Below are 22,014 nucleotides of genomic sequence, written 5' to 3'. Positions count from 1 at the left end.
GGACCGTTCGAACCTGTCCGGCACAACGGTGACGACTCCTGCCGTATTCCGCCTGCCCATGTGGCCGCGGGCCACACCCATGACCACACTGTTCCCATGACAGATGCTGAGGGTGCGCAGAGCAACGAATACGACGTGGTGGTCATCGGGGCGGGGCCGGTGGGCGAGAACGTCGCGGACCGTGCCAGGGCCGCAGGGCTGAGCACCGCCGTGATCGAGTCCGAACTCATCGGCGGCGAGTGCTCGTACTGGGCGTGCATGCCCAGCAAGGCGTTGCTGCGCCCCGTGGTGGCGCGCGCCGACGCACGCCGTGTGCCGGGGCTGAGCGGCGCGGTGCAGGGCCCGCTCGACGCGGACGCCGTCCTCGCCCACCGCGACGAGGAGACCTCCCACTGGAAGGACGACGGCCAGGTCGCCTGGCTGGAGAGCGTCGGCGCGGACATCTATCGCGGCAAGGGGCGGCTGACCGGAGTACGGCAGGTGTCGGTGACGGCCGCCGACGGGTCGGAGCAGCACCTCACCGCACGGCACGCCGTCGCCGTCTGCACCGGCAGCCGCGCCGTCGTCCCCGCACTGCCCGGCATCGCGGAGGCCCGCCCCTGGAGCAGCCGCGAGGCGACCAGCGCCAAGGAGGTACCTGGCCGGCTCGTCGTCGTGGGCGGGGGAGTGGTCGGCGTGGAGATGGCCACCGTGTGGCAGGGGCTCGGCGCCCAGGTGACGATGCTGATCCGCGGCAAGCGGCTGCTCCCCAAGATGGAACCCTTCGCGGGCGAACTGGTCGCCGACGCGCTGAGCGAGGCCGGCGCGAAGATCCTGACCGGGGTGTCGGCCAGGAGTGTGCACCGGGCGGGCCACGACGGCCCGGTCACCGTCGAGTTGGACAACGGGGAGCGGCTGGAGACCGACGAGATCCTCTTCGCCACCGGCCGGGCCCCGCGCACCGATGACCTCGGCCTCGACACGGTGGGACTCAAGCCGGGCTCCTGGCTCTCGGTCGACGACAGCTGCCTGGTGGAGGGAAGCGACTGGCTGTACGCCGTCGGAGACGTCAACCACCGCGCGCTCCTGACCCACCAGGGCAAGTACCAGGCGCGCATCGCGGGAGCGGCGATCGCCGCCCGCGCGCAGGAGACGCCACTGCTGGAGACGGACCGCTGGGGCGCCCACGCGGCCACCGCCGACCACGCCGCCGTCCCCCAGGTCGTGTTCACGGACCCGGAAGCGGCATCGGTCGGCCTCACCCTCGCGGAGGCGGAGGCGGCGGGCCACCGCGTACGCGCCGTCGACTACGACCTGGCCTCCGTCGCCGGATCCGGCCTGTACGCGCAGGGGTACACGGGGCGCGCGAGGATGGTCGTCGACCTGGACCGCGAGATCCTGCTCGGCGTCACCTTCGTCGGCCCAGGCATCGGCGAACTGCTGCACTCCGCGACGGTCGCCGTCGCCGGCGAGGTACCGATCGACCGGCTCTGGCACGCGGTGCCTGCCTACCCGACGATCAGTGAGGTCTGGCTGAGGCTGCTGGAGACGTACAGGGGGTAGGAGCCGCCGTTAAGTACACACACCGGGAAACGCCACAAGTGGGCTGGGGAACTCGTAGGCTGTCGCAGGTTCTGCCTGGTTGTTGTGCCTTGTCGGGCAGGTCAACCTTGTCAGGTTGCCGAGCACCGCTGATGCGCCGAGGGCAGGCGACGCTGGGTGCAGACCGACTGCGCACTGCTGGTCAGATGACCCATGGCGTGCTTGAGCTGCCGGTCTCCGCCTTGGGGTGCGTGTTCGCCGTGGATCGAGCTCCCCGAGGGCTTGGTGGTGGGGGCGAGGTCGGCGTAGGAGACGAGGTGGGCGGCGGCGGGGAAGCTGGTGCCGTCGCCGACGCGGCGGGACTGCTCGGGGTGCATCGTCCGGGGCTTCCGGCAGCTGATGCTCCCCGGCTCACCGGTGCGGGGAACGGGCTCGCCGGTGACGCCGACCGGTCGGCGACCCCGCCCGCTCCTACACCCATATGCGTAGCGCCGCCGTCACGGTGACCGCGGCCACCAGGGCCACAGGGAGCGGGGCCCGGCGCCAGAGGAGCAGCGGAACCACCGCGAGCCCGGCGATCATCGTGGGGTCCAAGGCGGTCCAGCGGGGGCCCAGTAGGGCTACGACGATGAATCCGGCGAGCAGGGCGGGGGCGGAGAGGGCGATCACCGACTGTGCTCGTGGGGGCAGGGTTCTCCCGCCGAAGAGGGCGGGGCCGAAGGCCTTGCAGGCGAAGCTGAGGGCGGCGACGGAGGCGATGGTGAGCCAGAGTGTCATGGTGCGACCTCTTCGTCGGAGCGGGCGGAGCGCAGGGCCCTTTCAGGCGTTTCGGCCGACCCTGCGGCTTCCGTGGTCTCGGCCACCGCCGTCCCGTCCGTTTCGTCGGCTTGTAGGTGCCGGGCGGGTGTCCTGAGCAGGGCGACGAGAGCCGCGAGTGCCGCGCCCACCAGGGCGGGTCCCGCGGGCAGGAAGACGATGAGTCCGGCGGCGATCGCCGCGCCGAGCAGGGCCGGCAGGCGGTTGATCCGCTCCCGGCGGACTTCGCCGAAGAGGAGTGCGAGGAAGAGCGCGGGAGTGAGGACGTCCAGTCCGAGCCGGTGCAGGAGATCGAGGTCGGGGGACACCACCACGCCGACGGCAGTGCCCGCTACCCAGGCGGGCCACTGGATCGCGGTGGCGCCGAAGAGCAGGTACCGGTCGAACTGTCCGCCCCCGAGGTGGGCGGCGGCCCAGGAGCCGTCCACCACTGCCTGGCCTTCGAGCGCGCGGCGGAACCGGCCGCCGTGCAGGTAGCCGGCGACGGCGATGCCCATGGGGATGAAACGGCTGTTGATCAGTGCCGCGGACATCACGGCGCCGGCCACACCGCCGCCGGAGGCCAGCGTGGCCAGCAGGGCGAACTGGGCGGACCCCGAGAACACGGCCATCGAGCAGATCACGGGCGCGAGATACCCCCAGCCCTGGGAGGTGCTGATCGCACCGAAGCTGACGGCGAGGAGAAAGGAGGCTGCCGCCAGCCCGGATCCGGTTCTGACTCCGGAGAGGAAGCTCGCACGCGGTGAGGCGACTGCCTTCGCTGATCGGGACCTTTCCATCGCCTTACCGTAACAGCCATAGGCTCTTATGGGTGTTAGAAAAGTGAGTACGATGGTGGTGTGACGAGTAAGCAAGCTGTTCCTCGCGCTCCAGACGTGCCGGGAAACCCCCACGACTCCGGTGTCTCGCTCGTGGGCGGTCATCCGGTGCTCGACTTCGCCAACACCGTCGCCTGGCGCCTGGACCCCGCCCGCACCATCGACCGTGTCAAGGGCGCCGAGGCATGGGCGCGTTGGGCCGTGGCCACCGGAGTGTTCACCGCCGAGCGCGCCGAGGCGCTGCTCCGGGCGGAGACGGCGGACTCCACGCCCTCGAATACCGCGACCGCGGCGCTCCTCGACCTGCGCGCCGCCCTCTGGCCGGTCCTGGATGCCCTGGTCGACGGCCAGGAGCCCCCTGCCGCAGAGTGGGAAGCGCTGCGCCGGAACATGGTGCTGGCCCGCGAGGGCGCCGTACTGCCCCCCGCTTTCCCTCTGCGGTGGCAGCCCGGCACAGACCGTCTCGACGATGTGCGCCACGCGCTGGCGCTGCGGACGGAGGACCTGCTGAGCGGGGACGGCCTGGGCCGGGTCCGGCGCTGCGAGGGCCCCGGATGCGGCTGGTTCTTCCTCGACCGCTCCCGGAGCGGAACCCGGCGCTGGTGCAGCTCGCAGGACTGCGGCAACCGGGACCGCGCCAGGCGCCACTACTCCCGCACCCGGCAGCGCGGATGACCCCGCGCGTCCGCCGCCGGGCGGGAGGTGCCCTCTCGTGTGAGGGCCGGCCTCGCGCTCTAGGCGGGCAGCTCGTACACGGAGACGTGGTAGCTGCTGGAGTCCTTGAAGGGGACGCCGGACCATCCTCCGGCGCGGTGCCGCAGGCGTAGTCCGGCAGCCGCGGCCATCAGGTCGAGTTCGCCGGGCGAGGCATAGCGGAACGTGACGCGCACATGGCGGAGCTGGTCGCCGTCGAGGACCACGTAGTCGGAGACGTAGTGCTGCTTGGCCGGGTGGATGCTGCGGGTGCACAGGACGAAGTCCTGGCTGGAGTTGTTCACGGGCCGGGTGCCGGAGGAGACCGTTGCCAGGGCCTCCGGCAGATGGGCGTCCAGGACGAAGAGGCCGCCCGGTCGCAGGCGCCGTGCGGCGCCTGCGAAACAGGCGAGCTGGTCGGCCTGTGTGGTGATTTCGGCGAAGGTGCCGTTGGCGACGTAGACGAGGGCGTACGTACCGCGTTCGTCTTCTGCGGGTTCAGCGGCGAAGTTGCCCATGGTCACCGGGATCTCGCGGCCGCCGGGTTTCGCGCGCAGCCGCGCGACCATCTGTGGTGAGCTGTCGATGCCGTGTACGGCCAGGCCCTCCTCGGCGAGGGGCAGGGCGATGCGGCCGGTGCCGATGCCGAGTTCGAGCAGGGGGCCGGGCGGGGCTTCCTTCGCGAGCGAGGCGAGGAAGGCGACGGTGGTGTCCGTGCCGCCGGCCGGTGCGAACCAGTCGTCGTACTGGGAGGCGAACCGTGTGTAGGCGGCTTCGGGCGGCGGGACCGGGGTGCGTGCAGGGGGCATCGGGGCCTCCGGTGTGGGGCGAGGGCGTGATGACCGGGAACGGTGGTCAGCCGAAGGGGTGCGGCGGGATCCCGGGGGCGGTGCGGGCGGGCAGTGGCAGGGCGCCGGGTGCGACGAGCCGCACCACGGACGTGTCCTCGGTGTCGGGCGGTCCGGTGGGGCAGTCCACCGCGATCACGTCAAGGCCCGTGTACTGCGTCAGCAGGTTTACCGGGTCGGGGAGGTCCGCCGGGTCGGAGCTGTCGGAGGTGTGGCGGACGGGGCCGTGACCGCCGGCGGGGTGGCCGCCCGTCCAGTGGCGCAGCGCGTCCTGGCGGTGGAAGGCCCACAGGGCGTGTTCCACCGCATGGTGCGGCCGGTCGGCGCTCTCCAGGCGCTGCAGGGCGCGGCGTGCGGCGGCGGTTCCCATGCTCCAGCGGACCATCAGCGCCTCGAACGCCGCTTTGGCCAACGCCGTTGTGCTTCCGCCCGGCGGGCCGCAGCTCGCGCCGAAACTCTGCAGGCGGCCGTCCTCGGTGTGCAGACAGACGACGACCGCGCACACCTGCCGCGGCGCGGGTGGCAGCAGCGCGGTGGCGCACAGCCGCTCGCGCACCAGCAGCGCCCTGAGGCCGGGAGGCAGTCCGGCCGGCCCTGCCAACGCGTCGTACACGGAGGGGCGTTGGTGTTCGGGGGCGCACCAGCTTCGGCGGATCAGTTCGCGTTCCAGGATCTCCCAGGCGGCGTGAGCGGTGGCGGACTCCCGTCGGGGGTGCGCGCCTACTCCGGTCGATCCGGCCCGGACGGTGGCGGTGCAGCCGGGCGGGGGCCTGTGCTGGAGGAACGCAGCTCCGGCGGGTACCCACACCTCGCCGTCCGAACTCAAGGCCCGTCCCCGCACCCAGAGCTGGCGAGCTGCCCGGGACTCTGCGGCACCCCAGAGGGCCGGATCGACGGCCGGAACCCCGAGGCGCCGTAGCTCGGAGTGCGTCGCGGTCCGCGTCGCCGGGAGCGCGCCGGACTCGGCCGCCCGGCCGGTCAGGACATTGCCCATCCTCTCCATGAGTTCACCCCGGGCACGCACGGCGACATCGTCGGCGGTCGCGCCGGCCGCACTGCCCACCAGGACAGGTCTGCCGCCACCGGCGCTGTTGGACCCGAACGCCGCGGAGCGGGCTGCCACACGGGCGATGACGACCGCCGCGCTGTCCGCGAACGGGCGGAAGACCTCGGGTACCCACTGAGGTGGGGCGGAAGAACCGCGTACCGTGGGCAACGGGACGGTCATGCGCCGCGCCCTGATGCCGCGGGGGCCTCGGGAGCCGAGTCCGAGGGCCTGGGAGAGGGGGGTGCGACTTCGATCGGGTGGCGAGCCTCCTCGTCGAGAAGGACGCGCGCCTCCGTCAGCACGGCACGCCCCTCGTGTGTCAGCGCCGCAGCGTGCTGTCCCAGAGTGCCGACGCCCTGACGGGCACCGGCCACCAGCTTGCCGTGCCGACGGCTGAGAGCCTGGCCGAGCGTACCGTCGCTGCCTTCGCGATCCCGCAGGCTCTCCAAGAGCCGTCGATACAGAATCACTTGGCGTACCAGCACCACGGTCTGCTGGAAGAGTCCGGTGAGCGGCCGTGGGTCGGGGCGCAGGGGGGTGCTCACCGGTGCCACCGTGTGCGCGGCAGGGGCGAGGAACTCTGTCACCAGGGCCGCCGCATTGCACCGCGTGTGTGTCCCCTCGTGGACGAGGGCATCTGCGAGCTTCACCCACCCGGGCAGGCCGCCGGACCGTGAGGCGAGCCGTGCGGCGTTGACGAACACGGCACCGTGGACGGTGAAGTCGGTGAACCCGTTGATTCCCTGGCCGCTCAGCAACGCGATCTGCTTGACGCCCACCCGCAGTTCGTCGAGCATGTCCGGCCACACCACGGCCAGTCGCTCGACGGCCTCGACGAAGAGCTCCCTGTGGTCAGCGTCCCAACGGGACACCGTGCAGGCTTCCCCGGGCGCGGACGGCGGGGTGGCGGGAGCCGGTCCAGCCGGCGGCAGGGACGCCCATGCACGGGCGACGGCGTCCCGCAGATGGGTGTCCGGCTCGGCCAGATCCACCTCCCACAGCGAACCGGAGGTATGGCGGGGGAGTGACGAGGCGCGGTGCAGCCACTCCGCCGGCCCGGGCGGCGCATGCTCTGCCGCGTCGGCGGTGCCGCGTGACTCCTGCGCCCGGTGAGCCACCGCCATGACCGCAGGATGCGCGGGAACGGCGCTGGTGAGCCCTGCGGCGCGCAGGACGGCCTCGGCGGCCTCCCACACGGCGGCTTCGGCGCGGCGGGCAGCCGCCGCGTCAGGTGTCACCCGCAAGATTCTGTCTCCGCCTCTGTATCGACCGACAGTGGACGGGTGTGTGCCGGACCCTCGCAAACGGTCCGCCACACACCCTTGTTCAGTTCGGGGCTGCGGGAGTTCCGGCCCCGTCAGTCGTCGTCGCCGCCGATGTCGATCATCAGGGCGAGCTCGGGAAGCTCCTCGGTGACCTGCTCGATCTCGTGCTCCATGCCAGACCTCTTTCCAGGCCGTGTGGCCCAGTGACGGAGTATGCGGCGTGTGGCCGTCGGACGGCCTACGAGTTACCCCTGCGGGAGTCGGCCATGTGTGCTGCCGCCTGGCGCGGTCGGTATCCGGTCACCGGCGATCCGGCCGGCAATGGTGTGGCGAATCGAGGGGCGGACGTGAGTGTGGCCGCGCATGCTGGTGACAACGGCCGAGTCCATCGCCAGGACGGCAGCGTGCCGGGTGCGCCGGCTGACAGGGCGAGGCGTCACAGAACGCGCCACGGCGCCGCGCCGCGCGAACCGGAGGAATGTCCGGTTCTCTGTCGCATGCCCCCTGGGCGTACCGTTTGCTCTCCACCCCGGACGTCGCACCCGGCACCGACACTCCCGCCCCCGGTCGGGCCGTCCGACTGTCAGTGACGACTGCGATCCGGTTTCGCCCCCAAGGGCGCCCACCTCCAGGAAATCTCACCCGCGGCAACGAAGCCTGTCCGGAGTCGTGATCACGGGATGGGGACCGAAGTCCGCCGATGAGGGGCCGGTTGGGGTCTGTGTCATGTCTGCTCTCCCTGCGCCCTCGTCCGCCCCTACCCTGCGTCTCGCGACCCGTGCCGACCTGCCTGCGGTGCTGGCTCTGCTCGCTGACGAGGACCAGGTGGTGGACCCGGCGACCGTTGTGGTGACGCAGGCGCATGAGCGTGCCTTCGTGGCGATCGAGACGGACCCTCGCAACGAGATGCTGGTTCTGGTGGACAGCGGCGGCACGCTGGTGGGGTGCCTGCAGGCGACCTACATTCCGGGACTCGGCAAGGGCGGTGCCGAGCGCGCCTTGGTCGAAGCGGTGCGGGTCCGTGCGGACCGGCGGGGAGACGGTCTCGGCCGGACCTTGATGGAACAGGCGATCACGCGGGCACGTTCGCGTGGCTGCGCCCTGGTACAGCTGACCAGCAACAAACAGCGTGAGGCCGCGCACCGCTTCTATGCCGTACTGGGCTTCGCACGCAGCCATGAAGGGTTCAAGCTCGCCCTCTAGGTGCGGTCGGCCGCCCTCATGCGGAAACTGAGGCTGCGGATCGGCTCGAATGCCGCGACATTTGCCGGCTGCTCCACCCATGCGCCGTGCGCTCGCCCGGCACGGGCGGGAGTGCGGCGAGCACCCGCCCGCGCCGGGCGACCGGCGGTGCGGTCAGCGTCTGCGGGCGGGGCGGCCCGCTCCGATGCCCGCGACGTGCAGGGCGAGTACCGCCAGGCCCAGGAGCATGACGTTCACCGAGGAGAAGACGTCGTTGGTGGTGATGTCCGCCGCGTTGATCAGGAAAGCGATGGCGAACAGGACAGCCGCGGCTATGCCGAGCATGGGGTGCTCCTCTCGAAGGGGTTGAGGTGCGTGTGCCCGGACATCCCGCCGGCAGACCCCCGTTCGGCGTCCGGCCGGCGGCGGGCCGCAACGCCGGGGTCGTGGGGGTGCGCGCCGAGGGCGGGGGTAGGCGGTGGGAAAACCGAGTGAGGGAGCGCCGATGGCGAAAGACACATCGCTGCGTGCGATGGGGTGGGCGCAGTCGTTTCCGGTGGAGCAAGGCGTGCGGGCCGGTCGTCGGTGGACGCGGGAGCACCTCGCGTCCCTGGAGTGGACCAGGGACGCCCCCGAGACGGTGGACGCGATACTGCTCAGTGTCTCCGAGCTGATCACCAACGCGCATGTGCACGCACACAGCGACGCGCAGCTGGTTCTCACCTGGGACAGTCACTGCCTGCACGTGAGTGTCCACGACTCCGACTCCCTGCCCCCCGCCAAGCAGCCCGAGGACCTCATGACGACCGGAGGACGCGGCCTGGCCATCGTCGAAGCACTCGCCGACGACTGGGCTACACACCCGCAGGCCTCGGGTAAGACCGTCACCGCCTGCTTCGTGCCACCGGGCGCTCCGAAGCCCCGGCACGGCAAGGACGTGAGCTGAACTCCGGGAGCGGCGGCCACCGTCAGTGCCGTGGGCCCTCCGCACGGGGCGGAGCACCGGGTGAGGCGTGCGGTGGACGGTCCGCCCCGGACACCACGCGCATACCCAGCCCACGCACCCGGTAGATGCATGTGTCATCGCCCCAGAGCGACGCGTCCGCCACCGCATAGGGGCCCTGCTCGTCCGTGCCGCTCTCCACGATGTCCATGTCCACCCGGATCAGCCGGTGGGAGGGGGTGATCTGGCCCCGGTACGTCCATGCCGTCTCCCGGCCGGGCAGCACCGGCTCGAACCTGGGGTGAGGAAGGCCGTCGCCCGCCCCCTGTTCGATGAGGTGATACTGCAGCAGCTGGCACATGGCCTCCAGGCCCAGGGAGCCGGGCTGCACCGGGTCCTGGAAGAAGTGGGCCCGGAAGAACCAGGCGTCCGGCCGTACGTCCTTCTCCGACCGCAACCGGCCGAGTCCCGCGCTCCCCCCGTCCGGCCAGTAGCCTGTGATCCGGTCCAGCATCAGCAGCATGGGGCCCGGGAGGCACAGCTTCCCGGCGCAGTACCGGACGGGCCGGGCGGTCAGATCGACCGTACGACCGCAGTGCTCGTCCAGGCGGGCCCGGTCGTCCGCCGACGCCGCGAGACCCGGCTGGTCGTCGAAGGCCGACGGAGGGAAGTAACCGAAGGCCGTGGAGAGTTCGAGCACGGGCACGCCGTCAGCCGTGCACGACACCCGGAACGACTCGATGATCATGTCCCCGCTGCGGGAGACACGCGTCAGTTCGGCACGGGTACGGACCGTCCGCGTCAGCGGGGTCACCTCGCCGGTGACCGTCCCCGACCCGTCGAGGTTGCGGAAGAGCAGGTCCATGTCCGTGGTCAGTGCGCTGCCCACGTACGAGGCGAGCCATCCGCAGGGCTGCAGCGCGATCTCCATGAGTACGGCGAACGGCGCGGTGTGGCCACCGCTCTGCTCGAAGTACCAGGCCTCCGCCGGTACGTCGTACTCCGCGACGACGGTGCTGCCCTCCCGCATCCCCGCCTGCGGCCCGTCCACCGAGACGATCCGGCTCATGAAGTGGTACGGCGGCCCGGGGAGCCGGGCCACCCTGCGCGTGCCGTCGAAAGGCTCGTACATGGCGCCGAACGCCTCGCTCGGCCTGCCCCAGGCGCACGCCAGCAGCGAGGCGTAGCCGAAGGGGAGTCCGTCGGCAGCCACAGCCACCGGCCTCTCCTCGCGGTGCCCGGCCAGGCCGCCGAGCCGCGGGAGCGGCACAGGGGCTCCGCCGGCCTGGACGAGGGGCGGGCCCGAGTGCCGCCACTGGGCCAGCGGCCAGTCGGGTACGAGCCGCAGCGCCATGCCGCGGCCCAGGAAGGCCTTCGTCCCGTCGACCGAACCCAGCACGTCCGCGTAGAGCGTCGGTTCCGGCCCGGCCGAGACACCGCGGACGAACACCTCGTAGACGACCAGCCGGCCCTCCGGGGTCGCCTGGCCCCGGCACAGGGCCTTGTAGGGGATCCCGCTGACCGGTTCGAAGCGCCAGCCGTCACGGTCGACGGTGAAGCCCATGGCCGTCAGGTAGAACGCCATCGCCTGGAGGCCGCCCTGGAGCATCAGAGTGCCCGGCATACAGGGGTCGTTCTTGAAGTGTCCGGCGAAGAACCAGTCGTCCGGCGACAACGCGGTCTCGGCGCGCAGATAGCCCCGGCCCCACGGACCGCCGGCCGGGTCGAAGGCGGTCACCTCGTCCAGCAGCCGCAGCCGTCCCTCGTCGAGCCTCGGCGACCGGACATGGGCAGCCGTCGTCTCCCAGCCCGGTCCGAAGCAGTCCGCCGGCCGCCCCTCCCCGAGGGCCCGCACCCGGTCCGCGCCGAAGCGGGTCTCTCCGCAGCGCACGGCAGGCGGGTCGAGCGGAAGGTCGTCGCCGGGCGCGTGTTCGGCGGGATTCCACCGGACCCCGCCGCTGCCGGCGAGCTCCTCGGGGGTGAAGAACCCGGCCTGGCCCTCACGGACACTGAGCCGGAGCTCGCCGTCCACGTAACAGTCGTAGTGGAAGAAGGCGAGCCGGACACCCTCCTCCTCCGCGTGGCCGTCGACATGGATCTCGAAGCACAGCGTGTCACCGGCGCGCGGTGGCTCGCCGTGGAACGTCACCTCGCAGCCCAGCAGCCGGTAGGCGCGCTCGCCCCGGTTCAGGAGGTCGACACCCAGCCAGCTGAGCAGGAGCAGGTCGGCCTGGCCCGCCTCGATCAGCAGACCTGCCGGCATGCGTCCCGTGGAGTCCAGATACCAGCTGTCGTTCAGGACGTCGGTTTCGGTCCAGATCCTTCCGTCCGTGCGCACCGGATCCGGCAGGGTGAGCGCCGCGGGCACCGCGTCGATGCCGGTGACCCGGTCCGCGAACAGCATGGGCGGCCCGGGCATCCGGGTCTGCACCGCGTATCCGTCCTGCTCGGCGAAGCGCGGGCCGAACAGGGCGGAGACCTCACGGGAGGCGAGGTGCTCCAACTGGGCGCGATCGAAGCCCGGACCCGGCCTCGGGGCCGGCGCGGGAGCCGGCCGGGGCCGGACGACCGGTGGAGGCGCGACGGGGGCGTGCCGCAGTACGGGAACGGGGTTCGGCGGCACCAACCCCGTCAGCGGTACGGGAGCTTGGGTCGGCGGCACCCCTGCCGTCAGCGCGGTGACGGCGAGCGCCGACACCCGCAGGAACCGCTGATGGGCCTCCGTGTGCCCGGCCATGACCTCCTGGTGCAGCGCGGCGACCCGCAGACTCTGCCGGGCGACCGCGGCCGTAACTCCCGGCGTCCCCCGCTCCTCCGAACCTTCGGCGGGCGGCCGGAGCCGCTGTTCCACGGCACCGGGGGAGTGGGCGGCGAGGCCACCGGAGTCCCGCGCAGGCGGGACGGCCGGTGCGGCGGCAGCCGGGGGACGGCTGGGGCCAACGTCCGGTACGGGGGCCAGCTCGGGGGCCCGGGGCAGGACCGTCACCGCAGGCACCGCAGGCACCGCAGGCACCGGGGGCGGCAGGCTCGGGGACGGGACCATGGGAACGGTGACGGCGGGCCCGGGCCGCGGGAGATCCGTGGCTGCCTCGGCGAGCCGCGCGAACACCTCGTCGGCCCGCACGGGCACTCCGGCGACGACGAGTTCGGCCACCGCCAGGCACAGCTGGCGCAGTCCGGTGTCCTCCGGGGAGTCCAGCGCGACGGCCACATGCTCCCGGTCGCCGAGCACCCGCTTGATCCAGCCGGTGCACAGCCTCCTCGGCCCGTGCTCCACGAACACCCGGACACCGTCGGCCCACGCCTGCTCGACCGTGGCCGCGAAGTCGATCGTGCCCAGCCCCTGAGCGGTGACCGCCTCGGCGGCACGCTCGGCCGTCGGCCGGTACGCCTGCCCGGTGGCCCCGCTGTAGAACCGCACCCCGGGCACCTCGACCGTGGGGCGGTGGTGGACCTCGCGCCATACCTCCCGGACCTCGGCCAGCTCCGGCGCGTGCGCCGCCATGTCGTAGTCCAGCTCGATCGCACGGTCGGCACCGAGCCTGGCCACGACAGCCGCGGACGCCCGGGACTCGCCACCGATGACGCACACCCCGGGCGCGTTCACCGCCATCAGATGGACCGCGTCCTCCGTGGCGAGCTCCGAACGGACCACGTCCAGGGGGACGCTGACCAGATAGCTCGACCAGCGGGAGCCCTGGATGCCCCGTCGCTGCCAGTGGCGCCGGACCGCCCGGAGCTCACCGGTGAGCTCGGTCGTGAACAGACCGCTGTCCCGGGTGGCTTCGTACAGCCCCGTGGCGTCCGGCCACGCCCCCAGCGCGACCAGGGCGGCCGACTCGCCCGAGGAGTAGCCGAGCGCGGCATCCGGCTCCATGCCGAGCACCTCGCGGGTGAACACGGTGTGCAGGGCGGACAGTTCGGCGGCCGCCCAGATCTGGCCGAGCACGCCGCGCTCCCGCTCCGGTCCGGACCGCAACCGTGTGCCCAGCGCCCGGTGGCCGTCCCGGACGGCCTCGCCGAGCGACGGCAGGGCGAGCGTCAGCTCATGGCCCATCCCCGGATACGTGGCCGAGCCGTTGGTGTAGACGAACGCGGTCCGCCCGTCGACCGGCCCGTCCCGGTACAGCACATCGGCGGGACGGGGCCCGCCCCCCGTCAGCCAGCGGCGGGCGGCCGCCCTGCGGTCCGGCAGAGCGTCCCCGCCGCCGACCACGAGCGCCAGCCGGGCCGGGCCCGCGCTGGACTCCGTGCCCGAGTCCAGCGCGGCCAGCACCTCCCGGCGGTCGGCCCCGGAGAAGACGTGCAGACGCGGAGCCGTTCCCCGCAGCCACGGCCGGGGGTCACCCGAACGCAGGCGCACGCTCGCCTCGGGCCCCTCCATCGGCGTCACCACGGCCCGCGCGGTGTGGGCGACGGCCGCGGTGTCCGCCGGTCCGGCCGCACGCGGCACAGCGCGGTGCTGGAGCGCGAGCGCCGCCACCGCGACGGAGACCAGCCCGGACGCGGCATGAGCGCGCCCGAAGGCCGACGCCGGGTCGAACGCCGCGCCGGGGCCGTCGCCGATGACCATGTCGGGCTCGTCCGAGGCCCCCTCGTCCAGCCGGGCGACGACGGTGTCGCCGTCCCTGCGCGCGGCGTCCAGGGTCTTGAGGACCAGGACGACCGCCGCGTCCCCCGGATCGCGGTCGTCCCCGAGCTCCCGCAGGGCCGAGCGGTGAACCGCCTCGCAGGACAGGTCGGCGGCACCGACGAGTGCCGCATCTGCCTCCCCCGACCGGACGGCCCGCGCCGCGACCTCCAGCGCCACCAGCCCGGACGCCTCCTCCGCGGACACCGCGAACGACGGCCCGGCCAGGTCCAGTTGGGTGCTGATCCGGCTCGCCACGAGGTTCGGCATACTGCCCACCACCCCCTCCGCGGTCATGGGCGGTACGAACGCGTCCCGGGCGGGGCCGGGGGGCGGCACCGTCACGCCCTGACCGGCGGCCTGTTCCAGCCAGTACGGAACCCGCCAGCGCGCGCCCGCCCGGGCCACCTCGGGGTCCACCCCCATGCCGACGACCACCATGGTCCGCTCGCGAGGCAGGGCCACCCCCCGTGCGGCCTCCCGGGCGGCCTCCAGCACCAGAAGCTGGTGGCGCACGGTCCGCTCCAGCCCCGACGGCGGGAAGCACAGCCCGGTGAGCTCCACCGCGATCTCCGTGGCGGGGCCGCGCCGTTCACCGCCCAGCACCGCCCGGCGGAAGTCCTCGACACAGGTCCCGTCGCCGACCCGGGCGCCGAGAGCGACGATCGCCACCGCCCGGCCGCCGGAAGGATCGCCGGGCCGCCGTACGGCAGTCGTCGCGCGGCGCGGCGGCCGTGACGCGGAGGACGGGGGAGCGTCCTCCGCATGGTCCACGACCAGGTGGGCGTTGGTCCCGCCGAACCCGAAGGCGCTCACGGCCGCCCTGCGCGGCCCCGCCCACTCCTCCGGAGCCGCGAGCACCCGCAACGGAGTGCCCGCCAACTCGTCCAGCGGCCGGTCCGCGCCGAGTGTCGCCGGACGGACCCCCGCCCCCAGCGCACCGAGGACCTTGAGCAGCCCGGTCACGCCCGCCGAAGCCAGCAGGTGTCCGACGTTCGACTTTGCCGAACCGATCGGCACGTCGTCACCGCTCCCGAAGACCCGGGCCATGCCCCGCACCTCCACCGCGTCCCCGACCGGTGTTCCCGTCGCATGGCACTCGACGAGCGACACGGACTCGGGAGCGACGCCCGCCATGCCGTAGGCCAGGCGCATGGCCCGCACCTGGCCCTCCTCCGACGGGCTGATCAGCCCGGAACCGCGCCCGTCGTTGGACAGTCCCACACCGCGGATCACACCGAACACGGGAAGGCCGGAGGCGCGGGCCTCGGACAGCCTCATCAGGGCGACGAAACCGGCCCCCTCGCCGTGCACCAGCCCGTCGGCGTCCCGGTGGAAGGGGCGGCTGCGCCCCGTGCGGCTCGTCGCGGACAGGCCGCAGAACCCCACGTGCAGATAGAGGGGATCGGGCCGGCTGACCCCGCCGGCCACCATCAGATCGGCCGTGCCGTCGTGCAGCCGGTCGCACGCCAGCTTGATCGCGTACAACGAGGACGCGCAGGCCGCGTCGAGGGCCCACGCCCCCGCGCCGAGTCCTAGCGCACGGGCCGCGAGCCGGGCGGGCAGCCCGGAGGAGAAGCGGTTGCGTGCGTCGGGGCGCGCCCGGTGTTCACCCGTCAGCAGGGCGTCACGGAGCGGGGGCCGCTGCGCGGCCAGCCAGACGTGCTCGGAGAAGACCGCCCCGGCCTGCGTGGGGTAGGACAGGTTGCCCATCACCAGGCCGGCGCGCGGCAGAGGCCCCACCCGGCCCGCCTCCGTGAGTGCCTGCCTCACCCCGTACAGGACCCAGTGGAACAGAGGGTCCAGCGAGGAGATCCGCTCCCCGGGGATGCGGAAGCCGTCCGGATCGAAGACGGACTCGAACCCCTCGACGTAGCCGCCGACATCGGTCCAGGTGCGGTCGAGATGGTCGTCCACCGGGCCCATGGCCCAGTGGCGCGGCAACCGCCAACGATCCGCCGGGGCCGCCGACACCGTGGTGCGGCCGGCGGCGATGTTCTCCCAGAACGCGTCCGGGTCGAGCGCGCCGGGCAGCACGCAGCCCCGGCCGACGACAGCGATCGGTTCGAAATCCATACGGGTACTCACTTCACGGCGGGGCGGAGTCCGGGGACGGGGTCAGGAGGGGCGGCGGACGAGCTCGACACCGATCAGTTCGAGGAGTACGGACCCATCGGCGTCGATCAGCGCCGCGTCGCAACGCGCCCCTGTGCCGTGCGCCTTGCGTCCCCGTACGACACACCGCACGGTGCCGTCCGGCGTGCCGCGCCTGTGCACCCTGCACTCGGCGACGGCCATGGGCAGTGTCGCCGCCCCGAGGACGGCCTCGCCCCAGAGCAGGGCGAGTTGGAGCGCACCGTCCACGGCGGCCGGGTCGAGCGTCCAGTGGGCGCCCGGCCAGTCCAGGGTGCGCACGCCCGCGACGGTCGCCTCGGCGCCCTGCTCACCGACGCCGTGCACCGCGTGCAGGGCGTGGAACCGCGGACCGTGGAAGAGGACCTTCCCGTCGTACACATCGGCCCGGCCGAGCGGAACCAGACCGGCCGGGGCGTCCCACGCCGCCGGGTCCGGCTCCCCGCTCCAGGCGTCCAGCACGGCACGGAAGTGCGCCGGGCCGTCCTCGCCCAGGAGCTCCGCCTCCAGAGCCGAAGGTGAACCGGGTGCGCCCCGGCTGCCGGACAGGGTGAGCCGGTGGCCCGCACCCGCCAGTTCCGGCAGGGCGCACGTGCTGTACACCCGCAGATCGCGCAGGACGAGCGGCCCCGGGTCCGGCAGCCAGGCCGCGGCGGCGCTCGCGAACCAGTTCAGGACCAGTGCCACGGGCAGCACCGGAACCTCGGCGGGAGTGTGGTCGGCCAGCTGCGGCAGGGTGTCCGAGCGGACCAGCACCTGTGCCCGGGGCGGACCGCCGAGAGGGGAGAGGGCCGCCGGGCCGTCCCCGGCCGCAAGGACGACGCGGGCCTCACCGGCGGTGCCGTCCAGCTCGGCCGTGAAGGCGGCCGCGCCCTGTTCCAGGGGGATGAGCGGGACCCCCGACCGGCCGAAGTGCGTGGCCAGGGCGGGTGTGACCATGCCGCCCTGCCAGGGGCCCCAGGCGATGCACCGCACCAGGCAGCCGGGGCGGCGGGCCTGTTCGGCCGACGCGACCTGATGGAGGACTTCGTTGGCCATGGCGTAGTCGCTCTGCCCGGTGTTGCCGAACACGGCGGCCACCGAGGAGAACAGACAGATCGTGTCCAGCGGGTCATCCGCCGTCGCGGCCAGCAGCGCCCGCAGACCGTCCACCTTGGTGGACATCACCAGCTCGGCCTGCTCGTCGCTCTTGTCGGCGATCAGCTTGTCGGCCAGGACCCCCGCACCGTGCACGATGCCGGTGACCGGCCCCCATGTGTCGCGTACGTCGCGGAGGGCGGCGGCCAGGGCGTCGGCGTCCCTGGCGTCGACCTGGACGTACCGGACGGCGGACCCCGCCGACTCCAGCGCCGCCAGTGTCGCGCGTACCTCCCGTGCGGCCAGGATCTCCCTGGCCCGCGCCGCGATCAGGGCGGGCGAGGAGTCCGCCGCGTCCCTGCCGGAGCGCTCCGCGAGCAGCCGGGTGAGCGCCGCCTCGTCGGACGCCGAGGCCAGCCCGGCGGGTTCGGGGGCGGGGTCGGTCCTGCCCACCAGGACGATCCGGGGACCGTGGGCCCTGGCCAGGTGCAGCAGGGCGGCGGCGGTCACCCCACGGGCGCCGCCGGTGGCCACGATCACGGACGCGGAGGTGATCCGTCCCGTCCCGCCCGGCGTCACCGGCTGCGGCACCGCCCGCAGGAGGGTGCGGGTGCCGTCGGCGCGGAGTCCGACCTCCATGTCGGCTCCGCCTTCGAGGAGTTCCCGCACGATCGCCTCGGCGAGCTCCTCGCCTTCCCGGCCGCCCCGCTCGCAGTCGACGATCCTGACCGAGGCGTCCGGCCACTCCCTCACCGCCGTCCTGGCCAGTCCCGCGACACCGCCCAGCCACGCGCGGCCGGGGACACGGCCACCTAGCCCGAAGTCGCCCCCGGTGTCCTGCACGGTCACGAACAGCGCACCCCCCGCGGCGGCTCGCGCCGCGACCGTACGCGCCGCGCGGAACGCCGACCGGTGGACCTCCGCCGCCTCCCGCGGCCCGTCGCCCGCGGTCAGCCCGCCGAGATGGACGACAGCGCGGGTGCCTGCGGGCACCTCCGCCGACGCGGTGGCGTCCACGCCGCGCTCCGCCAGCTTCCGGGCGACGAGACCGGTCAGCCCGCATCCGTCCGTGCCCTCGCCGGTCACCACGACCGGGCCGTCCAGCAGTCCGGCCGTCACCAGGCCGGAGGCCGGCGACTCCACCAAGCGCGGCACCAGCCTCGTCAGCACCGCCGTCCCACCGTCCCCGGCACGCGTGTCGGTGAGCCCGGCGTCCTCCAGGGTGCTGGAGGGCGCGGAAGCCCTGCGGGGCTCCGGTACGGGGCCGACCGCGTCCCGAGGTTCCGGCGCCGGGTCCCCGGAGGGGCGGGCGCCGGCGGTGAGCGCATCGACGATCTCGCGCAGTGTGCGGAGCTTGCCGAGGTGGCCGACGTCTCCCGCCCCCAGGTCGCCGACCTGACGACGTACGGCCGACAGGATCTCGACGCGCTTGATGGAGTCGACCCCCAGGTCAGCCTCCAGCTCCATGTCCATGGCGAGCATGTCGACCGGGTAGCCGGTGAGCCGGGCCACCACGGAGAGCAGCAACTCCTCCAGTTCCGGCGGAGAGAGGGGCACGACCTCATCAGCCGGTGAGGGTGCCGGTGCCGGAGCTGTCGCGGGCGAGGGCGCTGATCCCGCCCCGCCGTACGCGGGGCCTGCGGGAGCGGCGACCGGGGCGGGCACGGCCGCCGTGACACCGGTCGTGACCGGAGCCGGCGCCACGGACTCCGGCGCGCGCCCCGGTGACGAAGGCAGGGGCAGGGGCAGCGCCACCGGGGGTGCGGCAGCGTCGACCACCTCAGCCGTGCGGGGCATTCCGAGCATCGCGGCCAGAGTCGTCTCGGTCATCCGCAGAAAGGCGACATGGCTGTCCGTCAGCATGCGCTGGCAAGCCGCGTGGGCCTCCGCGGTGTGCCTCTGGACGCTCTCGACCGCCGCGTACCAGTCGGCGCCGACGGCCTCGGCGGCGTAAGGGGTGACGGCCTCGTGCACGGGCCCCGGCCCCGGCCCCGGCGACGGTACGACGTCGTGGGCGCTCACCGGATCGTGCGCGGGCTCCGGCGCGGGCAGGGGGACCGCAGTAGTGCCGGACCCGGACGCGTGCACGGCGGCGGTCCAGGGCCGGCCTTCCGGTCCGCGCTCCGGTACGGGTGACGCTCCGCGAGCCGGTGCGGGTGACGGTTCGCCGGATGCGGCGCGGGGCGGGTGGAGCTGACCGTAGTTGGCTCCGCTGATCTTCACGGTCATTCGGGGCTCGCGTTCCTTCGCTGAGGCTCCGGGCGTGCCGTACGGCGCCCAGAGGCTGTCGAGATCGAGGGGGACGCCGCGCACGGCGAGTTCGCCGAGCGCGGTGTGCAGGGTGCTGGCCCCGGACCGGCCCGGCCGGTCCAGGGGAACGGCCGCGTGTTCGCGGTCGCCGAGGATCTGTCCGACCAGACCGGTCAGCGCGGCGCCCGCGCCGACTTCCACGAAGGTCCGGACCCCGGCCGCGTACATCGCCTCGATCTGGTCCTGGAAGAGGACCGGTGAGGCGAGATGACCGGCGATCCGGCCGCGCACCTCGTCGGGGTGCGAGGGGTACGGTTCCGCGTCGGCGTTGCCGTAGACCTCGATCCCTGGCGCCGCGAGCGGCACCGTGCGCAGGTAGGCGGCGAGCGGCTCGGCGGCCGTGGCGACCAGCGGGCAGTGGAAGGCGGTCGACGTGGCCAGCCGACGGGTGCCCACGCCCTCGGCCGCGAACGCCTCCTCGGCGCGCAGGACAGCCGTCTGGGAACCCGAAAGCACCGTCTGGCGCGGGGAGTTGTGGTTGGCCGTCCAGATCTCGCCGAATCCGCCGGCGGCCAGCACCTCCGCCACGTGCGCGCGCTCCGCAGCCACGGCCAGCATCGCGCCCGGCCGCACCGCCGCGTCACGCATCAGCTCACCACGGCGGCGGGCCAGACCCACGAGCGCCTCCGCTTCCAGCGCGCCCGCGCAGTGCAGAGCCACCAGCTCACCGAAGCTGTGGCCCGCCACGCAGTCCGGTCGCAGCCCCAGCTCCCGCACCACGTCCAGCAGGGCGAGCGCGTGCACGGCGAGGGCCGGCTGCGCCCACTCGGTGGAGTCCAGGAGTGCCCGCCGGTCCGCGCGCTCCTCATCGGTGAAGGCGGGCGGCGGGAACACCACCCGGTGCAGCGGCCGTCCCTCGAAGCGGGTGCCGCCGAGCCGGTCCCACGCGGCCTGGGCGGCCGGCGCCAGCATGGCGAGGTCGGCTCCCATCCCCACGTACTGGGATCCCTGCCCCGGGAACAGGAAGCCGATACGGCCCGGATCGGGCTCCCCGGACGCGTACCGGACGCCGGTGGGTGTGGAGAACGCCGTGCCGGGCCGCTGCCGGATCGACGCGATCGCCTGCGCGAACTTCTCCCGCAGATCCTCACCGTCGGTGATGACGACCGCCAGCCGTACCGGGTCGGCGGACGAGAAGGAGGCGTGGCTCTCCCGTGCCAGGGCGGCCAGCGGACGGCCGTCGTCCACCCGCGGCAGTACCAGATCCGGCACGGAGGCGCCGCTGAGGAGGACGAGTTCGCTCGGCGCCGAGCGGTGGCGCAGGGCCGCCCGGCCCCGCGCCGAGGGCACGTACTCCTCCAGCGTGACGTGGAAGTTGCTGCCGCCGAAGCCGAAGCTCGACACCGAGGCCCGGCGCGGATGCCCGGCGGGCCGCACCCACGGGCGGGTCTCCGTGTTGACGTAGAACGGGCCGTCGGGAGCGGCGGCCGCCGGATTCGGCCGGTCGACCTTGACGGTCGGCGGCAGCACCTTGTGGTGCAGGGCCATGACCGCCTTGAGTAGCCCGGCCGCGCCTGCCGCGCACTTGGTGTGGCCGATCTGCGACTTGACCGAGCCGATCGCGCACCACTGCCCGTCCGGGCGGCCCGACGCTCCGAACACCTCGCCGAGGGCGGCCAGTTCGGCGGTGTCCCCGGCCTTCGTGCCCGTACCGTGCGCCTCGACCAGCTCCACGGTCTCCGGTCCGTAACCCGCCTCCTCGTAGGCGCGTCGCAGGGCGCGCGCCTGGCCGTCCGGCAGCGGGGCGTAGATCGCCGTGCTCCTGCCGTCGGACGAGGTGCCGATGCCCCGGATCACCGCGTGGATCCGGTCGCCGTCGCGCTCCGCGTCGGACAACCGCTTCAGCGCGTACATGACCACCGCTTCGCCGAGCATGGTGCCGTCGGCCGAGGCCGAGAACGGCCGGCAGTCACCGCTGGGGGACAGCGCGGGGGTCTTGGAGAAGCAGAGGAACATGCCGATGTCGTTCCCGGTGTCCACGCCACCGCTGATCACCAGGTCGGCCCGGCCGAGGGCCAGCTCACCGACGGCCGTGGACAGGGCGGCCAGTGAACTGGCACAGGCGGCGTCGGTGGTGTGGTTGACGCCGTGCAGATCGAACCGGTTGGCGATGCGGCCCGCGACGACGTTCCCGAGCAGCCCGGGGAAGGTGGACTCGCGCCACGGTTCGAAACGGGCCGAGATCCGGTCGCACATCGCCTGCGCCTCCGCCTCCCCGACGCCGCTCTCCCGCAGGCCCGCGAGCCACATCGGGCGCTGGGTGCGCCCGTACATGTGCGGCAGGAGTTCCAGGGCGGCCGCGCCGAGGACGACACCGGTCCGCTCCCGGTCCAGCCCGGCCGTTCCTCCGGCGTCCGCCAGCACCTGGTCGGCGACCATCAGGGCGAGCAGCTGGGAGGTGTCCGTCGCCGGCAGGTTGGCGGGCGGCACCCCGTAGGCCATCGGCTCGAAGTCCACCTCCGGCAGGAAGGCGCCCCGGCGGGCGTACGTCTTGTCGGGGGCGGCCGGGTCCGGATCGTAGTGGTCCTCCACCCGCCAGCGGGACGGGGGCACCTCGGTCATCAGGTCCCGGCCGCCGGTCACGATCCGCCAGTAGCCGGCCGCGTCCGTCGCGCCGGGCACCACTGCGCCCACGCCGATCACGGCGACGGGAACACGGTGGGACGGGGACTCGTGCACGGTCTCTCCTCGGAGTGGGGCCGTCGTCGTGGGCGCCTGCGGGACGCCGGC

Annotated in this window: 12 protein-coding genes and 1 pseudogene; 4 read left to right on the top strand and 9 right to left on the bottom strand. The window is 73.5% G+C overall.

Annotated features, from left to right (window positions below):
• Nucleotides 1-96 precede the first annotated feature (96 nt).
• A complete protein-coding gene (locus ACWCQM_RS09625; protein WP_450914729.1) occupies nt 97-1,542 on the top strand; it encodes a dihydrolipoyl dehydrogenase family protein in 1,446 nt (481 codons plus the stop codon).
• A 110-nt stretch (nt 1,543-1,652) separates the two neighbouring features.
• Here ACWCQM_RS09625 and ACWCQM_RS09620 read toward each other — a convergent pair.
• The 3 genes and pseudogenes from ACWCQM_RS09620 to ACWCQM_RS09610 form a co-directional block, all read right to left on the bottom strand.
• Nucleotides 1,653-1,874, bottom strand: a pseudogene (locus ACWCQM_RS09620) (transposase); the annotation flags it as partial.
• Nucleotides 1,875-1,992: 118 nt separating this feature from the next.
• A complete protein-coding gene (locus tag ACWCQM_RS09615) occupies nt 1,993-2,298 on the bottom strand; it encodes an AzlD domain-containing protein (protein ID WP_450914728.1) in 306 nt (101 codons plus the stop codon).
• Nucleotides 2,295-3,116, bottom strand: a complete 822-nt coding sequence (locus ACWCQM_RS09610; RefSeq protein WP_450914727.1) for an AzlC family ABC transporter permease — start codon at nt 3,114-3,116, stop codon at nt 2,295-2,297. Before ACWCQM_RS09610 ends, ACWCQM_RS09615 begins: the two co-directional genes overlap by 4 nt.
• Nucleotides 3,117-3,212: 96 nt before the next feature.
• On the opposite strand from ACWCQM_RS09610, the gene ACWCQM_RS09605 reads away from it, so the two are divergent.
• Nucleotides 3,213-3,830, top strand: a complete 618-nt coding sequence (locus tag ACWCQM_RS09605) for a CGNR zinc finger domain-containing protein (protein WP_450914726.1) — start codon at nt 3,213-3,215, stop codon at nt 3,828-3,830.
• A gap of 59 nt (nt 3,831-3,889) precedes the next feature.
• On the opposite strand, the gene ACWCQM_RS09600 is transcribed toward ACWCQM_RS09605, so the two are convergent.
• From ACWCQM_RS09600 to ACWCQM_RS09590, 3 genes are read right to left on the bottom strand one after another with little or no spacing between them, the layout of a single operon-like run.
• On the bottom strand, nt 3,890-4,657 hold the full coding sequence (locus tag ACWCQM_RS09600) for a class I SAM-dependent DNA methyltransferase (RefSeq protein WP_450914725.1): 768 nt from the start codon (nt 4,655-4,657) through the stop codon (nt 3,890-3,892).
• A 46-nt stretch (nt 4,658-4,703) separates the two neighbouring features.
• Complete coding sequence (locus ACWCQM_RS09595) at nt 4,704-5,924, bottom strand: YcaO-like family protein (RefSeq protein ID WP_450914724.1); 1,221 nt, start codon at nt 5,922-5,924, stop codon at nt 4,704-4,706.
• The gene (locus ACWCQM_RS09590) at nt 5,921-6,982 is read right to left on the bottom strand and encodes an aKG-HExxH-type peptide beta-hydroxylase (RefSeq protein WP_450914723.1); all 1,062 of its coding nucleotides are present in this window, start codon (nt 6,980-6,982) and stop codon (nt 5,921-5,923) included. The genes ACWCQM_RS09595 and ACWCQM_RS09590 overlap by 4 nt, the downstream gene beginning before the upstream one ends.
• 753 nt (nt 6,983-7,735) lie before the next feature.
• On the opposite strand from ACWCQM_RS09590, the gene ACWCQM_RS09585 reads away from it, so the two are divergent.
• Nucleotides 7,736-8,212 (top strand): N-acetyltransferase family protein, encoded by a 477-nt coding sequence (locus ACWCQM_RS09585; protein WP_450914722.1) that lies wholly within the window; start codon nt 7,736-7,738, stop codon nt 8,210-8,212.
• Nucleotides 8,213-8,365: 153 nt separating this feature from the next.
• Here ACWCQM_RS09585 and ACWCQM_RS09580 read toward each other — a convergent pair whose 3' ends face one another.
• Nucleotides 8,366-8,536, bottom strand: a complete 171-nt coding sequence (locus ACWCQM_RS09580; protein WP_450914721.1) for a hypothetical protein — start codon at nt 8,534-8,536, stop codon at nt 8,366-8,368.
• A gap of 160 nt (nt 8,537-8,696) precedes the next feature.
• Between ACWCQM_RS09580 and ACWCQM_RS09575 the strand changes: the two genes are divergently transcribed.
• Nucleotides 8,697-9,137 (top strand): ATP-binding protein, encoded by a 441-nt coding sequence (locus ACWCQM_RS09575; RefSeq protein ID WP_450914720.1) that lies wholly within the window; start codon nt 8,697-8,699, stop codon nt 9,135-9,137.
• Between the two features lie 22 nt (nt 9,138-9,159).
• On the opposite strand, the gene ACWCQM_RS09570 is transcribed toward ACWCQM_RS09575, so the two are convergent.
• Nucleotides 9,160-15,840 carry a beta-ketoacyl synthase N-terminal-like domain-containing protein gene (locus ACWCQM_RS09570; RefSeq protein ID WP_450914719.1) on the bottom strand — a complete coding sequence of 2,227 codons (6,681 nt, stop codon included), beginning with the start codon at nt 15,838-15,840 and terminating at the stop codon, nt 9,160-9,162.
• Between the two features lie 42 nt (nt 15,841-15,882).
• On the bottom strand, nt 15,883-21,963 hold the full coding sequence (locus ACWCQM_RS09565; RefSeq protein ID WP_450914718.1) for an SDR family NAD(P)-dependent oxidoreductase: 6,081 nt from the start codon (nt 21,961-21,963) through the stop codon (nt 15,883-15,885).
• Between the last annotated feature and the right edge of the window lie 51 nt (nt 21,964-22,014).

The sequence above is a fragment of the Streptomyces sp. NPDC002125 genome (assembly GCF_053593715.1).
Note: the sequence above shows the minus strand (reverse complement) of the source record. Positions and strands in the feature narration are given on the sequence as shown.

What these genes read in the sequence shown, in the direction of transcription:
- ACWCQM_RS09625 (WP_450914729.1), top strand. Translation starts at nt 97, where the DNA reads ATGACAGATGCTGAGGGTGCGCAGAGCAACGAATACGACGTGGTGGTC.
- ACWCQM_RS09615 (WP_450914728.1), bottom strand. Translation starts at nt 2,298, where the DNA reads ATGACACTCTGGCTCACCATCGCCTCCGTCGCCGCCCTCAGCTTCGCC.
- ACWCQM_RS09610 (WP_450914727.1), bottom strand. Translation starts at nt 3,116, where the DNA reads ATGGAAAGGTCCCGATCAGCGAAGGCAGTCGCCTCACCGCGTGCGAGC.
- ACWCQM_RS09600 (WP_450914725.1), bottom strand. Translation starts at nt 4,657, where the DNA reads ATGCCCCCTGCACGCACCCCGGTCCCGCCGCCCGAAGCCGCCTACACA.
- ACWCQM_RS09595 (WP_450914724.1), bottom strand. Translation starts at nt 5,924, where the DNA reads ATGACCGTCCCGTTGCCCACGGTACGCGGTTCTTCCGCCCCACCTCAG.
- ACWCQM_RS09585 (WP_450914722.1), top strand. Translation starts at nt 7,736, where the DNA reads ATGTCTGCTCTCCCTGCGCCCTCGTCCGCCCCTACCCTGCGTCTCGCG.
- ACWCQM_RS09580 (WP_450914721.1), bottom strand. Translation starts at nt 8,536, where the DNA reads ATGCTCGGCATAGCCGCGGCTGTCCTGTTCGCCATCGCTTTCCTGATC.
- ACWCQM_RS09575 (WP_450914720.1), top strand. Translation starts at nt 8,697, where the DNA reads ATGGCGAAAGACACATCGCTGCGTGCGATGGGGTGGGCGCAGTCGTTT.
- ACWCQM_RS09570 (WP_450914719.1), bottom strand. Translation starts at nt 15,840, where the DNA reads ATGGATTTCGAACCGATCGCTGTCGTCGGCCGGGGCTGCGTGCTGCCC.